The 15,430-nt window shown below is 70.8% G+C and carries 12 protein-coding genes and 1 pseudogene; 8 read left to right on the top strand and 5 right to left on the bottom strand.

Annotated features, from left to right (window positions below; all coding sequences use genetic code 11):
* Positions 1-60: 60 nt before the first annotated feature.
* Genes JI745_RS24665 through JI745_RS24650 form a run of 4 tightly spaced genes read left to right on the top strand, consistent with a single transcriptional unit; the run spans position 61 to position 5,423 of the window.
* Complete coding sequence (locus tag JI745_RS24665; protein WP_201813123.1) at positions 61-1,314, top strand: multidrug effflux MFS transporter; 1,254 nt, start codon at positions 61-63, stop codon at positions 1,312-1,314.
* Complete coding sequence (gene miaA, locus JI745_RS24660) at positions 1,311-2,267, top strand: tRNA (adenosine(37)-N6)-dimethylallyltransferase MiaA (protein ID WP_201813121.1); 957 nt, start codon at positions 1,311-1,313, stop codon at positions 2,265-2,267. The genes JI745_RS24665 and miaA overlap by 4 nt, the downstream gene beginning before the upstream one ends.
* Entirely contained in the window at positions 2,260-2,919 is a 660-nt protein-coding gene (locus JI745_RS24655; protein WP_201813119.1) for an ABC transporter ATP-binding protein, read from the top strand. Before miaA ends, JI745_RS24655 begins: the two co-directional genes overlap by 8 nt.
* Positions 2,916-5,423: an FtsX-like permease family protein gene (locus tag JI745_RS24650; protein ID WP_201813117.1), complete on the top strand. Its 2,508-nt coding sequence runs from the start codon at positions 2,916-2,918 to the stop codon at positions 5,421-5,423. The genes JI745_RS24655 and JI745_RS24650 overlap by 4 nt, the downstream gene beginning before the upstream one ends.
* Before the next feature lie 15 nt (positions 5,424-5,438).
* On the opposite strand, the gene epsE is transcribed toward JI745_RS24650, so the two are convergent.
* On the bottom strand, positions 5,439-7,007 hold the full coding sequence (gene epsE, locus JI745_RS24645) for a polysaccharide export protein EpsE (protein WP_236675434.1): 1,569 nt from the start codon (positions 7,005-7,007) through the stop codon (positions 5,439-5,441).
* Between the two features lie 191 nt (positions 7,008-7,198).
* On the opposite strand from epsE, the gene JI745_RS24640 reads away from it, so the two are divergent.
* Positions 7,199-7,762, top strand: coding sequence for a DUF1415 domain-containing protein (locus tag JI745_RS24640; RefSeq protein WP_201813115.1), 564 nt, complete (start codon positions 7,199-7,201; stop codon positions 7,760-7,762).
* 5 nt (positions 7,763-7,767) lie between these two features.
* On the opposite strand, the gene JI745_RS24635 is transcribed toward JI745_RS24640, so the two are convergent.
* Positions 7,768-9,246 carry a PLP-dependent aminotransferase family protein gene (locus tag JI745_RS24635; protein ID WP_201813113.1) on the bottom strand — a complete coding sequence of 493 codons (1,479 nt, stop codon included), beginning with the start codon at positions 9,244-9,246 and terminating at the stop codon, positions 7,768-7,770.
* Between the two features lie 441 nt (positions 9,247-9,687).
* Positions 9,688-9,927 (bottom strand): annotated as a pseudogene (locus tag JI745_RS24630) (tripartite tricarboxylate transporter substrate-binding protein); the annotation flags it as partial.
* Positions 9,928-10,139: 212 nt separating this feature from the next.
* Here JI745_RS24630 and JI745_RS24625 point away from each other — a divergent pair.
* Positions 10,140-10,502 carry a DUF1304 domain-containing protein gene (locus JI745_RS24625; protein ID WP_255545783.1) on the top strand — a complete coding sequence of 121 codons (363 nt, stop codon included), beginning with the start codon at positions 10,140-10,142 and terminating at the stop codon, positions 10,500-10,502.
* A gap of 43 nt (positions 10,503-10,545) precedes the next feature.
* The gene (locus JI745_RS24620) at positions 10,546-12,339 is read left to right on the top strand and encodes an ATP-binding protein (protein ID WP_201813111.1); all 1,794 of its coding nucleotides are present in this window, start codon (positions 10,546-10,548) and stop codon (positions 12,337-12,339) included.
* Positions 12,340-12,348: 9 nt separating this feature from the next.
* Here JI745_RS24620 and JI745_RS24615 read toward each other — a convergent pair whose 3' ends face one another.
* Complete coding sequence (locus JI745_RS24615; protein ID WP_201813110.1) at positions 12,349-13,164, bottom strand: N-acyl amino acid synthase FeeM domain-containing protein; 816 nt, start codon at positions 13,162-13,164, stop codon at positions 12,349-12,351.
* A gap of 181 nt (positions 13,165-13,345) precedes the next feature.
* Positions 13,346-14,725, bottom strand: coding sequence for an alpha/beta fold hydrolase (locus tag JI745_RS24610; protein WP_201813109.1), 1,380 nt, complete (start codon positions 14,723-14,725; stop codon positions 13,346-13,348).
* A gap of 141 nt (positions 14,726-14,866) precedes the next feature.
* On the opposite strand from JI745_RS24610, the gene JI745_RS24605 reads away from it, so the two are divergent.
* Positions 14,867-15,412, top strand: a complete 546-nt coding sequence (locus tag JI745_RS24605) for a DUF3617 domain-containing protein (RefSeq protein WP_201813108.1) — start codon at positions 14,867-14,869, stop codon at positions 15,410-15,412.
* The last annotated feature ends 18 nt before the right edge of the window (positions 15,413-15,430 follow it).

Genomic DNA, 15,430 nt, shown 5'->3' with positions numbered 1-15,430 from the left:
GCGCCCTGTGTTCACTGGGCCGCCGCTGTGAGCCTCGCCGCGATGCGGTAGGCTCACACGATGATCCCGACCCCGGCTGCCCCTGCGGCCCACCGTGTGGCCATGAGCCCTGCCACGGTGGTGCTTCTGCTGACCCTCCTGATGGGCATCCAGCCCGTCACCACCGACCTCTATCTCCCCGCCCTGCCGGCGCTCACGCGCGACCTCGGGGCCAACATCGCCTCGGCGCAGCTCACGCTGTCGGCCCTCATCATCTGCTTCGGCTTCGGCCAGCTGGTGTGCGGGCCGCTCGCCGATCGCTTCGGGCGCCGGCCGGTGCTCATCACCGGGCTGTCGCTGTACACGCTCGCCAGCGTGCTGAGCGCTGCGGCGCCAGCCATCGAGTGGCTGGTGCTGTGGCGCGCGCTGCAAGGCGCGGCGATGGCGGCGGCGGTGACCTGCGGGCGTTCGATCGTGCGTGACCTCTATGCGCCGCACGACGGCGCGCGGGTGATGTCGCGTGCGCTCACCGGCCTTGGCACCATCGCGATGGCGAGCCCGCTGCTCGGCGGCGTGCTGGTCGAATACTTCAACTGGCATGCGGCGCTCACCGTGCTCGCCGTCTTCGGTGCGGTGGCGCTCGGCCTCGTGCTGTGGCGCTTCGAAGAGACCGTGCCGGCACGCAACCCGAGCGCGACGCGCATCGTGCCGATGCTGCGCAACTGGCGCAGCGTTGCGTCGCACCCGACCTTCCTGGCGTGGGCCGCGCTGTCGGCGCTGACCTATGGCGGCCTCTTCGTGACGCTGGCCGGCTCGTCCTTCGTGGTGATCGAGGTGCTGGGCATCTCGCGCGCCGGCTATGGCCTCTTCCTGTTGTCGAGCTCCATCGCCTACACCGCGGGCACCTTCCTCTGCCGGCGCCTGCTGCTGTCGCATGGGCTGCGTGGCGCGGTCGCGATCGGCGGTGGCCTGTCGCTGGCCGGTGGCGTGAGCATGGCGGGCCTGAGCCTTTTCGGCGTGCACAACGTCTGGGCCATCGCGGTGCCTCAGTGGCTCTATGCGCTGGGCCACGGCATCCACCAGCCCTGCGGGCAGGCTGGTGCCGTCGGCCCCTTCCCCGAGAAGGCGGGCACGGCTGCGTCGCTGTCGGGCTTCGGCATGTCGGTCAGTGCCTTCCTCGTGAGCTTCTGGCTCGGCAAGCACCTCGACGGCACGGTGTACCCGTTGACGCTCGGCGTGGGCGTCTTCGGTTTGGGCATCGCCCTCGTGGCCTGGACGCTGGTGCAGCGCCACGGCGAGCCGCAGTGGCCGGCGGCCGCCACCTCGTCGGCATGAGCAAACCGCACGGCTACCTCTGCCTCGCCGGCCCCACGGCCTCGGGCAAGACGGCGACGGCGCTGGCCATCGCCGAGTCGCTGCGAGCCACTCGTGCGGTGGAGATCATCAGCGTCGACTCGGCGCTCGTCTACCGCGGCATGGACATCGGCACCGCCAAGCCCAGCGCCGCCGAGCGCGCGCAGGTGCCGCACCACCTGATCGACATCATCGAACCCACCGAGGCCTACTCGGCTGCGCGCTTCGTCGCCGATGCGCGCATGCGGATTGCCGAGATCCACTCGCGCGGCGCGCTGGCGCTGCTGGTGGGAGGCACGATGCTGTACTTCAAGGCGCTGTTCGAAGGGCTCGACGAGATGCCCGCCGCCGATGCGGCGGTGCGTGCCGCGCTCAACGAGACGCTCGCACGCGAAGGCCTGCCGGCCCTCTATGACGAGCTGCAGCGTGTCGACCCGGTGACGGCCGCGCGCCTCGCGCCCGGCGACTCGCAGCGCATCCAGCGGGCCCTGGAGGTGTACCGGGTGAGCGGCCAGCCATTGTCGGCCTTCCACCGCGAGAAGCAGGTGGACAAACCGCCGCCCCTCATCTCGCTCGAGCCGAACGACCGCGCCTGGCTGCACCAGCGCATCGCCCAGCGCTTCGAGGCAATGCTGGCCGCAGGCTTCCTCGATGAAGTGAAGCAGCTGCGCGCGCGTGGCGACCTGCACGCCGACCTGCCCTCGATGCGCTGCGTCGGCTACCGCCAGGCCTGGGAAGCCCTCGACAGCGGCGACCTCGCCTCGCTGCCCGAGCGCGGCATCGCCGCCACGCGCCAGCTCGCCAAGCGGCAGGTCACCTGGCTGCGCGGCATGCCCTACCGCCACGTGGTGGCCTGCGACAGGCCGGGCCCCGTGCCTGAAGTCGAGGCGATCGCCCTTGCGCAGCGCCTGATCGCGGAGCAGGTCGATGCCTGAGCTGCTGGCGGTGCGCGCGCTCGCCAAGCGCTATGGCGAGAGCACCGTCTTCAGCGGCGTCGACCTCACGCTGGCCGCGGGCGAGTTCGTCGCGATCCTCGGCGAGTCGGGCGTCGGCAAGTCGACCTTCCTCAATTGCCTCGCCGGGCTCGACAGCGTCGACGGCGGAGACGTGCACATCGCCGGCACGAACATCACCACCTTGCCCGAAGCGGAGCAGGCCCTCTTCCGGCGCATACAACTCGGCTTCGTGTTCCAGGCCTTCCACGTGCTGCCGCACCTGAGCGTGGCGCACAACGTGGGCCTGCCGCTCCTGTTGCAAGGCCGGCCTGATGATGCGCGCGTGCGCGCAATGCTGGAAGCGGTGGGGCTGGCCGACCTGGGCGAGCGGCTGCCGAAGACGCTCTCCGGCGGCCAGCTGCAGCGCGTGGCGCTGGCACGTGCGCTGGTGCATTCGCCCAAGCTCATCCTCGCCGACGAGCCCACCGGCAACCTCGACCCCGAGACCGCCGAGAAGATGATGACGCTGCTTGCGGCGCAGGTGCGCGAGCACGGCGCGGCGTGCGTGCTGGTCACGCACTCGTCGCATGCCGCGGCCCATGCCGACCGCGTGCTCACGCTGCGCCGCGACGGCTTGCACGAGGGCGCATGAGCGCCAGTCCGATCACCGGCCTGCTGCGCCAGTTCTCCTGGCCGGCGTGGCGGCGGCAGCCCGGGCGGCTGCTCACCGCGCTGCTCTCGATCACGCTGGGCGTGGCACTCGCGTTCTCGGTGCAACTCATCAACCAGTCGGCGCTCGCCGAGTTCGGCGCGGCGGTCCGCTCGGTCAATGGCCAGCCCGACTTCGAGCTGCGCGCGCAACGCGGCGGCTTCGACGAGTCGCTCTACGCGCGCGTGGCGCAGCACCCGCAGGTGGCCGTGGCGAGCCCGGTGATCGAGGTCGACACGCAGGTGCAGGCGGCCTCGGGCGAACGGGTGCCCGTCAAGCTGCTCGGGCTCGACGTGCTGACTGCCGCGCCGGTCGCCCCTTCGCTGCTGCCGCAAGTGAACGACGACGCCGACCGGCTCGCACCGCTCTCGCCGGACGCAGCCTTCCTCAACGGCGCGGCACAGCAGCGCTTCGCCAATGCCACCAGCTTGCAGCTGCGCTCACCCGCGGGGTGGGTGCCGGTCACGGTGCAAGGCCGCGTCGGTGCGGGTGGGCCGCCGCTGGTGGTGATGGACATCGCCGCCGTGCAGGCCTCCTTCGGCTGGCTCGGCCGCCTGAGCCGCATCGACGTGCGCCTGCAGCCCGGCGCCGACCGCGCCGCGGTGCTGCGCTCGCTCGCATTGCCCGAAGGCGTGCGCGCTGCCTCGCCGGATGAGTCGGCCGAGCGCGCGTCCAACATGTCGCGCGCCTACCGCGTCAACCTCACCGTGCTCGCGCTGGTGGCGCTCTTCACCGGCGCGTTCCTCGTGTTCTCGATCCTCTCGCTGTCGGTCGCGCAACGGCAGCCGCAGTTCGCGCTGCTCGGCGTGCTGGGGCTCTCGGCGCGCGAGCGGCTGCGGCTCGTGATGCTGGAAGCGCTGCTGCTCGGCCTCGTGGGCAGCGCACTCGGGCTGCTGCTGGGCACGGGGCTCGCGGCCCTCGCGCTGCGCCTGCTGGCGGGCGACCTGGGCGGCGGCTACTTTCCAGGCGTCGCACCGCGCCTGCAGTTCAGCCTGGCGGCCGCGGCGGTCTACGGTGCGCTCGGCGTGATCGCCGCGGTCGTCGGTGCCTGGACGCCGGCACGAGCGGCGCAGCAGATGGCACCGGCCCAGGCGCTGAAAGGCCTGAGCGCCGCGCACGGCTCGGCGGGCGCCGCGTGGTTCGGCCCCGCGATGCTCGCCGCCGCAGGCGTGCTCGCACTGCTGCCACCGGTCGCGGAGCTGCCCTTGCCCGCCTATGCATCCGTCGCCTGCCTGCTGCTGGGCGGCATCGCCTGCGTACCGGCGGGCGTCGGCTGGCTGCTGAAGCTGCTGCCGGCGCCGCGCCACGCGCTCGCGCTGCTCGCGATCGAGCGCGCGCGGCACGAGCGCCACACCGCCACCATCGCGGTCGCCGGCGTGGTGGCCAGCCTGAGCCTCTCGGTCGCCCTCACCGTGATGGTCACGAGCTTCCGCGATTCGATGGTCGAGTGGCTGGACCAGGTGCTGCCGGCCGACCTGTATGTGCGCGTGCCCTCGGGCGAGGCGGCGAGCCTGCCGCCGGCGCTCGTCGAACAAGCGCCGCGCCTGCCGGGCGTGCGGCGCATGGCCACCCTGCACTCGGCAAGCGTGCAGCTCGCCCCCGAGCGCCCACCGGTCGCGCTGATGGTGCGTGACATGGTCGACCCGGCGCAGTCGCTGCCGCTCGTCGGCACGCTGCAGCCGCTGCCGGCGGGCGAGACCGCAGCCTATGTGAGCGAAGGTGCGGCACGCCTCTACGACTTGCGACCCGGCATGCGCACCGCGCTGCCCATGCCCGATGGAAAGCGGGTGAACGTGTTTGTGCGCGGCGTGTGGCGCGACTACGCCCACCAGCACGGCGCCGTGGTGCTGCACGCCGAGGATTACCGCCGCCTCACCGGCGACACCCGCATCACCGACCTCGCGCTGTGGCTGCAGCCCGGCAGCGACATCGGCGCCCTGCAGCGCACGCTGCGCACGCTGGCGGGCCCGAGCGCCGATGCGCTGCAGTGCGCCACCGCCGGCGAGCTGCGAGCGGTGTCGCTGCGCATCTTCGATCGCAGCTTCGCCGTCACCTACTGGCTGCAGGCGGTCGCCATCGGCATCGGGCTCTTCGGCATCGCGGCCAGCTTCTCAGCCCAGGTGCTCGCGCGCCGCAAGGAGTTCGGCCTGCTCGCGCACCTGGGCTTCACCCGCCGCCAGGTGCTCGCCGTGGTGGCCGGCGAAGGTGCGGTGTGGACCTGCGCCGGCGCCCTGCTCGGCCTGCTGCTGGGCCTCGCGGTGAGCGTGGTGCTGGTGAAGGTGGTCAACCCGCAGAGCTTCCACTGGACGATGGAGATGGCCCTGCCCGGCGGGCGGCTCGCGCTGCTGTGCGCGGCAGTGGTCGCCGCCGGCACGCTCACCGCGTGGCTGGCGGCGCGCAGCGCAGCGTCTCGGCAGATGGCGCTGGCGGTGAAGGAGGATTGGTAGGCGGCGGGCGCAGGGTCAAAAGAGGCTCTCGCGCACGTAGACGACGTCACCGGGCCGGAGGACGTCGTCCATCGACGGCTTCAGGACCTGGATCTCTCCCGAGGGGTCGCGCCGGTGCACGCGCATCCCGCGCTCGGTGCCGCGCTGCGTGAGACCGCCGCCGCTGGCCACGGCCTGCATCAGCGTCATGTCGGGCGAGAGCGGGATGGGGCCGGGGCGCTGCACCTCGCCATAGATGTAGACGTTGGGCAGGCGGTCGATGTAGAGCGTGTCGCCGTTGCGCACCATGGGGTTGCCGTTTTGCGCGCCGTTAGTGAAGAGTGCGTTGATGTCGACCCGCTGGCGAAACTGCTTGCCGTTGCGGATGCCGCTCAGCGTGACGATCTCGCTGCCGCCCGCAGCCACGCCGCCGGCCAGCGCCAGCAGCTCGCTCAGCAGCATGCCGTTCACCTCGATCGGGTAGCGGCCCGGCCGGTTGGCCATGCCCAGCACCGAGACCTGGTTCGAGCGCACCTCCATCAGCAACACGGCCACCTGCGGCTGCTTGAGGAAGTTGCCGTTGCGCAGCCCGTTGGCGATGGTGGCCTCCACTTGAGAGATGGACTGGCCTCCCACGGACACCTGCCCGAGCAGCGGATAGGAGATCGTGCCGCTCTCCGACACGCGCGCATCGAGCGACAGATCCGGGCTCTGGTAGACGGAAATGCGAAGCACGTCGCCGCCGCCGACCGCGTAGTCGCGGCGCGTTTCGGGAGCCGCCGGCTCTGCCGGGGCCGCAAGCGCCGCCGTCACCGTGGGCGCATCGCTGGAGGCCGGGGACGCGACCGCCACGGACTCCGCGGTCCGGGCGGGCACGGTGGGTTCGGGGGTTGCGGCTTTCGCCGCCGCAGCGGCCCTCGCGGCGGCTTCGGATCGTGCCGCAGCCACGGCTCGGGCTTCAGCGTTGGCCCTCGCGGCCGCCTCGGCTTTGGCGGTGGCCTCGGCTCTTGCCGCTGCCTCGGCCTTCGCTGCTGCCTCGGCCTTCGCCGCGGCGGCAGCCTTTTCTGCTTCGACCCTCGCTGCCGCCTCGGCCCTCGCGTTGGCCTCCGCCTTCGCGGTCGCCTCGGCCCTGGCCTTCGCCACGGCCCTCGCGACAGACTCGGCCCTTGCTGCCGCAGCGGCTCGTTCCAGCTCGGCCTTTTGCGCGGCTTCGGCTCGCGCTGCTGCCTCGGCCCTCGCGGCGGCCGCCGCTTTCGCTGCCGCGGCTTTCTCTGCAGCGGCGATCCTCGCCGCCTCGGCTTTGGCCTCCGCGGCAGCTTTCGCGGCCGCCGCCCGCTCTGCGGCGGCAGCCTTCGCCGCGGCAGCCCGTTCTTCGGCAGCCGCCTTCGCCGCTGCGGCTTTCTCTGCCTTGGCAGCCTTGGCCGACTTGGCCGTGTTCGTTGCCGGCGTCTTGCTCGCCGCCGCGCCCGAGAGGACGTTGCCCGCAGCCGGGCGCCCCGATTTCGGGTTGGACGACGTGGTCGCCTGCTGGGTCGCACAGGCGCCCAGCGCCAACGGCAGGATCAGACACAGGGCACGAAAGACACGGCGCATCGCGAAACTCATGGCTGGCAAGCAATGTTGTTGGAAGAAGACTGCGGGCAAACCCTCGACTGAGCGTGGGCAAATTCGATGCCGCGCTGGCCTGCGTGCCGGTGCTTCCAAACGCCGCGCCACGAAGGGGCCGATGGCAAAAGATGCCTGGCGAGGGCCCTTCGTCGTAAGACTTGCACGACCTGTCATCATCACGGCCCACCGTGAACACGCCCCACGCCCCCACCGTCATCGCCGAAACCCGTGCCTGGCTCGAGCACGCGGTGATCGGCCTCAACCTCTGCCCCTTCGCGAAGGCGGTGCACGCCAAAGGCCAGGTGCGCTACGTGGTGAGCGACGCCACTGAGCCCGAGGCGCTGCTGGCCCAGCTGGTCGACGAGATGCAGTCGCTGGCCGACGCCGACCCGGCGCAGGTCGACACCACGCTCCTGATCCACCCGCAGATGCTCGGCGACTTCTACGACTTCAACGATTTCCTCGGCCTCGCCGAAGAGGCGCTGGCCGATGCGGGCCACGAGGGCGTGCTGCAGATCGCAAGCTTCCACCCTGAGTTCCAGTTCGCCGGCACCGACGCCGACGACATCACCAACGCGACCAACCGCTCGCCCTACCCCACGCTGCACCTGCTGCGCGAGGCGAGCGTCGAGCGTGCTGTCGCAGCCTTCCCCGAGGCCGAGGCCATCTACGAAGCCAACATCGAGACGATGGAAACGCTGGGCGCCGAAGGCTGGGCCGAGCTTCAGGCACGCATCAAGACCGCCCGCTGATCAAACTAGCCGCTGATCAGGCTGCTCGCATGGAGGCCGGCTGCGATGCGGCCCAGCTCGCGCAGACCTTGCTGCGCCTCTGCCGTGACCGCGTAGCCGCTGCTGATGCGCAGGCAGTTGTCGTAACGCTTCGAGTTCGAGAACAGCGGCCCCGGCACCACGCGGATGCCGCGCTCCAGCGCCGCGTCGCTCACGCGCTGCGCTTCACAGCCCTCGGGCAGCTGCACCCACAGCAGCAGGCTGCCGGCCGGCACGTTGAAGCGCGTGCCTTCCGGGAAGCTCGCGCCGATGCACTCGGCCACCTGCTCGCGCTGCGTCTTCAGCAGACGGCGCAGGCGTGCCAAGTGCCGGTCGTATGCGCTGCTGCCGATGAACTCGGCCGCGGTCATCTGCGAGAGCGCTTCGTTGGCGCGGCTCTGTGCGTACTTGAGCATCTGGATGCGCGCATGCCAGCGCCCGCCGCTCACCCAGCCCAGGCGCAGCCCGGGTGCGAGCGTCTTGCGCAGCGAGGCGCAGTGGATCACGCCGCCGTCACGGTCCCAGGCCTTCACGGCCTTGAGCGGCACACCGTCGTCGCACAGGGCGCTGTAGGTGTCGTCTTCGATGATCGGCAGCTCGAAGCGGCTGCACAGCTCGACCAGGCGCTGCTTGTGCGCATCGGGCATCACGCAGCCGAGCGGGTTCTGGAAATTGGGCACCACGACCACGGCCTGGATGCGCTCGTGTGTCTGCAGCGCGAGCTCCAGCGCCTCGATCGACAGGCCCGTGCTCGGGCTCGTGGGGATCTCGAGCGCGCGCAGGCTCAGGCTTTCGAGCACCTGCAGCAGGCCGTAGTAGGCGGGCGACTCGACGGCCACCGTGTCGCCCGGCTGGCACACCGCACGCAACGCGACGTTGAGCGACTCCACGCAGCCCTGCGTGACCACGATGTCGTGTGCGGTGAGCTGCATGCCGGCATCGAGCGCGCGGCGCGCGAGCACGGCGCGCAGGCCGGCATCGCCGGGGGAGTTGACGGGCTTGACCAGCAGGTCGGGGTGGTGGCGTAGCGCGCGCATCGCGGCACGCTGAAGCGCCTCGCCGGGGTAGGACTCGGGCGACGCATAAGCCGCGGCGAAGTCGTGACGCACCAGGCTGCGCTCGCCCTGGGCGACGAAGGCCGACACGCGGTCGTGGATGCCGACGTAGCGCGCCGCATCCACCGCCTCGGCCGCATCGGGCTCGCGCGCCGGCGGCATGGCGAGCCGCCGCGGCAACCGCACGAAATAGCCCGAGCGAGGCCGCGCTTCGAGCAGGCCTTCGTCTTCGAGGCTGCGGCAGGCGAGCAGCGCGGTCGAGAGGCTCACCTGGTGCAGCCGCGTCATCGAGCGCACCGAGGGCATGCGGGCGCCGGGTGCCAGGGTGCCGGCGCGGATGGCGCCACGGTAGTGATGCGCCACGCGCTGGTAGAGGGGTTCGGCAGAAGGGTTCGTGTCCACGGTGTCCATGATGCGTGCGACTCCTGCGGCGAGACCGGAACAGATGCCAGCTTACTGCGCCATAACAGGTTTGGCGAATCGCATCTGATGCGGAACACAAGGCCGCCGGCTGTGCCTGTTCGGCATGCGGCGCGGTCCCTAGGCTAGGAGCCATCGCATCGACAAAGGTCCACCATGTGCATCGACCCCCCACAACGCTGGCTGCACCCCGGCCAGCCGCAGCAGCTCTGGATGGAGCGCGGCAGCCATGTGCTCGCCGAACGCGGCAGCGTCTCGCTCACGCTGCCACCCGACGGCTGGCTGGGCTTCGGTTCGCAGGTGACGGTCACCTTGCCGGCCGGCAGCGCGCAGCTCGTGCGCCGCGCCGGCTGGGTGCGGCTCGAAGCCGCGGGCCGGCGCGCCGCGGAGGTGAGGCTCATCGCCTCACTCGGCACGAGTCGCCAATCTCATGCCGCTTGGGACGGCGCCCTGGGCCAGCATGCGGTCGCGCAGCGCGGGGCTCTTGAGCGCATTGGCCGTGCCCTGCTGCACGCGGCTCACCACATCGGGTGGGGTGCCGGCCGGCGCCAGCAGGCCGAACCATGAGGTGGCCTCGTCACCCTTGAGCGACGGGCCGCCCGCCTCTTCGACGGTGGGCAGGTCCAGCATGGTGAGCGATCAGGTGCTGCCCGTCACGGCCAGCGCCTTCAGCCAGATCGGCCACGCTGCTGATCCTGGCCGAGGCCGCCTTGGCCGGGTTGCGTTGGCGCGGCGCCTCGGCGGGAGGCCGGCGCGGAGTGCGGCTCACCATGCGTGGCGATCCGTACACTGCCCAGACGGGAATGCCCTATCCGCCGTTCTGCGCAGCGGGCGCCCTCACGTCCCAGAGACCTACCCGGACAAGTACGCACAAGGAGAGCTCCATGCTGGTCGCCGCATCACTCGTCGTTCTCGTGGCCTTGCTCCACGCCTACTTCCTGGTGCTGGAGATGTTCCTGTGGGACAAGCCCACGGGCCGAAAAGTCTTCGGCAACACGGCCGAGTTCGCCACCGCCTCCAAGGTGCTCGCGGCCAACCAGGGCCTCTACAACGGCTTCCTCGCCGCGGGCCTGCTGTGGAGCCTGTGGATGGGACTCGGCGGCGCGGGCCGCCCGATCGCGCTCTTCTTCCTGGGCTGCGTGGTGGTCGCCGGCATCTATGGCGCGATGACCGCCAGCCGCAAGATCCTTTTCGTGCAGGCGCTGCCCGGGGCCATCGCGATCGGGGCAGTGTTGCTTTTGACCTGAAGGCGCCGCCCCGCCAGGGCAACGCAGGTACATTGCTCGCCAAATGGCCGCAGCCACACCGACTGACATCCGCACGCGGGTCCGTGTCGCCCAGATGGCGATGGTCTTCGACCAGACCTCCGTGGCCGTGTTCGCGGCCACCGGTTTCGCGGTGGCGATGGCGCTGTACCTGCAGGACATCGTCGGTCGCGACACGGTGTACCTGTGGCTCGCGATCAAGATCGCGGTGGTGGTGCCGCGGGTGGCGCACGGCCTGCTCTTCCGCCGGCGCAAGAACGACTCGCTGCGCTGGCTCGAATGGGGCCGCGCGATGCTCTTCATCGACGGTGCCGCCTGGGGCCTGGCCGGCCTCATGTTCACCGGCGTCGAGGACCACGCCACGCTGACGCTCGTGGTGGCCACGCTGGCCGGCGTGAGCACCATCGCCGCCTTCGTGCTGCATGCCGACTGGCCCTCGTGCGTGGCGTACACCGCGCCCATGCAGGCGCCCGGCGTCGTGATGATGCTCGCGCGTGGCGACGCGATCGGCGTCTACGGGGCCTTCGCCATCCTCACCTTCTACGCGCTGCTGCTCGTGTCCACCCGCCGCTCGGAACGGCAGGTGGTGGAGATGCTGACGCTGCGCTACACCAACGAGCAGCTCACCACGCAGCTGAGCTCGGCGCTCGAGATGGCCCGCCTGGAAAACCAGGCGAAGAACGAGTTCGTGGCCAACATGAGCCACGAGCTGCGCACGCCGCTGCACGGCATCCTCGGCGTCTCGAACATGCTGCTCTCCGGCCCGTCGGGCGCGAGCCCGCGCGAAGGGCTGGGCGTGATCCGCCGCTGCGGCGAGCACCTGCTCGGCCTCATCAACAACATCCTCGAGTACTCGCGCTTCGGCGTGCAGGGGGTGAAGCTGCACCCGCAGGTGGTCGACCTCGCGCAGATCGTCGACGACAGCGTGGCGATGTGCAAGCCGGGCGCCGCCGAGAAGGGCCTGCCCATCCACGGCAGCGTGGACCTGCCGCGCCCCTGCGTGGCGATGGCCGACCCGTTCCGCCTGCGGCAGATCCTCCTCAACCTGATCGGCAACTCGGTCAAGTTCACCGAGACAGGCTCGATCCGCGTGCACGCGGCCGCCACCGAAGGCGGCCGGCAGCTGCGCATCCGCGTCGAAGACACCGGCGTGGGCATCGCGCCCTCGGCGCTCGACAGCATCTTCGAGCCCTTCGTGCAGGTCGACAGCTCCAACACCCGACGCTTCGGCGGCACCGGCCTCGGGCTCTCGATCACGCGTTCGCTGTGCGAAGCGATGGGTGGGCGCATCACCTGCCGGAGCCAGCTGGGCCAGGGCTCCACCTTCGAGGTGTTCCTGCCCATCGACCTGCCGCCCACGCCGGCGCAGAGCCCGGCAGCCGCGCCCGCGGGTCACAGCCCGTCGCATGCGCGCCTGCGCGGCAAGGTGCTGTTGGCCGAAGACAACGAGGTGAATGCGATCGTGGCCGAGTCGTCGCTGGTGCGCCTGGGGCTGCTCGTCGACCGTGTGCCGAGCGGCGTGGGCGTGGTGGCGCAGGTGTGCCAGACCGATGGCCCGCGGCCCGACCTGGTGCTGCTCGACTGCCAGATGCCCGAGATGGACGGCTTCGAGGCGGCACGCCGCATCCGTGCGCACGAGGCCGAGCACCACTTGCCGCGCCTGCCGGTGATCGCGCTCACCGCCAACGTCTTCCCCGAAGACCGCGAGCAGTGCCGCGCCGCCGGCATGGACGACTACCTCGCCAAGCCCTTCGACATCGAGCAGCTGCGGGCCGTGCTGGCGCCCTACCTCGAAGACACCGTCGCCGCGCAGGCCTGAGCACGCAGCTCAGTGCGGCCGGCTGGGCACCGCGCGGCCACTCAAGCCGAAGCTCACCGCCGCAGCGATCGAATCGAAGACCTCGATGTCGGGGTGGAAGTCGCGGTACACGAACTCGTAGTCCTGTGGGCGCCAGCTGCGCACCGGCGCGTCGGTCTGCAGCATGTCGCGGAACAGCACGCGGTGCGGCAGGCCACCGGCGTGCTGCAGGGGGCACATGCGCTCGTCGCCAAACAGATCGGTGAAGCCGAGGCTGAGGTAGGTGCGCAGCAGCGAGCGGCGAGAGCCCGCGACCACGCCGCCGATCTGCATCGCGATGCAGTACAGGTAGAGCGCCTTCAGCAGCGCGAGCCGCACCTGGTGCTCGTAGCCCGGCCGCACGCACAGGCGGGTGATCTCGGCCAGCTGGCGCCCCTGGTGCAAGGGCGGCAGCTCGATGCTGCTTTCGATCTGCAGGGGCGCGTGCCGGTTGCTCTGGGCGCGCACCGAGCCGACCAGCTCGCCGCTCGCCTTGTCTTCGGCATAGAAGATGACGGTGCCCGGCGTGCGGTCTTGCGCGTCAGCGCTGCCGAAGGCTTCGGCCTGGCCCGGCAGGTGGCGGCCGTAGGCCAGTTGCCGCAAGGCCTGCACCCGCAGCAGCTGGCGCTCGTCGCAGACCAGCTTCACCTTGAAGGGCAGGCCGAACCCGACGGCGGCGGCTGCCGGGCGCGGCGACGTGTGAACCGCTGCGGTGATGACCGCATCCGGACCGGTGGTGCTCCCGCCCAACGCAGGCGCACGCGACACCGGCAACAGCGTTGCCGGAGAAAAGTCTTCCCTGTACATGATGGTCCCTGTTCAACCCGTGGCGTATCGCTCTGTCGGGCTCCCGGGGGAAGCATCTCAAGGCGCGGCGCATGCACATAGAGGGGACATGCGCATGAGTTGTTGCGAGTTGTTTGCACACGCGCGGCACAGCCGCACTTGGTGACAACTCGGGGTGCTAACCCCCAAGAGCAAGGGATGGTCAGCGCGACGTCGGCCACCACACGGTGTGCAGGTCGCCGGTGGTGTCCGGCGCGCGCATGTCGCTCACCGAGAAGAACACGCGGCTGGGCGGCGACGCCTCCACGCCGCGCTCGCGGGCCACGAGGCTCGCGCCGGCCAGGTCGAGCCAGCTGTTCTCGGCGCGCACGGCCACGCGGCCTGTCAGGCGCACATGCGTCGCGCTGAGCTCGCTGTCGGTGGCGGTGAGCGCCACGTCGTCGGACTCCACCACCACGTCGTCGAGCGTGGCGGCCGCGTTCCTGAGCACCAGCCGCTTGATGCGCGCCGTGTGGATGCGCACCCCGATGCAGTTGTCGAGCGTGAGGGTGTCGAAGCGGCCGGTGTACACCCGGCCCGCCTGCGCGCTGCAGGTCACGTCGCCTTGCGATGCGTCCGGCACGCTCGCCGCCTGGCGCGGCGCCAGTTGCGGCACGGTCAGGGCCTCCAGCAGCAGCGCACGAAAGGCCTCGGGGCTCTCGAGCATCGGCGTGTGGCCCACACCTTCCATGACCTTGAGCCGCGCATCGGGCAGGCGTGCGGCCAGCAGCCGGCCGGTGCGCGGCGGCGCGATCGGGTCGTCGCCGCCCCAGAGGATGGTGGTGGGCGCGGTGGTCTCGCGGATGGCGCGGGTGAAGTCGTGCTCGACGAGGCCGAGGCCCGCGTCCACCTGCGTGTGGCGGCCGAGCAGCGCAATGCGCACAGGCGGGTTCTGCGCGAGCCAGCGGCTGAAGTCGAAGCGGTCGTCGAGCCGGAAGAAGAGCCCGCGCTTGACGCTGCCCAGGCGCTCGCTGAAGCCCTTGAGGATCTGGTCCACCGGCGCGATGCCCACCTGCGGCGTGCGCAGGCCGGCGATGTGCTGCACGAACACGTTCTTCAGCAGGATGCCTGCGGCATCGACCAGCACCAGCCGCTCCACCCGTTCGCCATACGCATGCGCGAAGAAGAGGCTCACCGCGCCGCCCAGCGAATGGCCGACCACGTGCGCCTTCTGCCCCGGCGCCAGCTGGTCCAGCACCTGCGACAGCACGCGCCCGAGCCCGATGAACGAATAGCCTTCGCCGCTGCCGGGCGAGGCGCCGAAGCCCGGCAGGTCGACCGTGATCACGTGGAACTGCGCAGCCAGCGGGCGAATCACCGGCGCCCAGTCGCGGTGGGCGTTGTTGCCCAGCCCATGGACCAGCAGCACCGGCGGCGCTTTTGCATCGCCGGCCTCGCCCACCAGCACGCGCTGGCCGCCGTTCAGCTTGAGGCACTTGTACTGAAGCTGCTGCAGGCGCGGGGGCGGCAGCTGGGGGGCTGCACCCGACGCTGCAGGCGGCACCGGCTCCACGCACGGGGCGGTGTTCGTGTTCTGTGCCATCGCCAGAGCCCCTGTGAAGAACAGGGCCGCGGCACATGTGAGCATCCGTACTCGGCGGATCATTGGCAGGTGGGTCGTCACAGGCCGGCATTCTGGCCGATGACCCCGCTGATTGATCTCCAGAGGACCCCGTAATCGATGATGAAGTTGAAGACAACACTCGCCGCCCTGCTCTGCATCGGCACCGCACACGCCCAGACCCAGCCCGGCCCCCGCATCGAGGCCGGCCTGTGGGAAATCAACATGTCGCTCAAGAGCCAGAGCGGCAAGGCCGAGATGGCGATGCGCGAGGCGCAGGCCTACATCGCACGGCTGCCGCCCGACCAGCGCAAGCAGGTCGAGCAGATGATGGCGCAGCAGGGCGTGAAGCTCGGCGACAAGACCAGCAGCGTGCAGGCCTGCATCAGCAAGGAAGACGCCGAGCGCGGCCAGATACCGCAGCAGGCGGGCGACTGCACGCAGCAGGTGCTGGACAAGAGCGCCAGCTCGATGAAGGTGAAGTTCAGCTGCGCCACCAACCCGCCGGCCGCGGGCGAAGCGCTGGTCGAATTCCAGAGCCCGACCGCCTACACCAGCCGCGGCATCGTCGACACCGTCGTGATGGGCCAGAACGAGCGCGTGACCGTCGACCAGACCGGCCGGTGGCTGAGTGCCGACTGCGGCAGCGTCAGGCCCCTGGGGAAGTGACCTTGGCGCGCAGCGGCT

This window comes from Piscinibacter sp. HJYY11 (genome assembly GCF_016735515.1).
Lineage (GTDB): Bacteria > Pseudomonadota > Gammaproteobacteria > Burkholderiales > Burkholderiaceae_C > Rhizobacter.
This window is presented reverse-complemented; position numbering and strand designations above follow the sequence as displayed.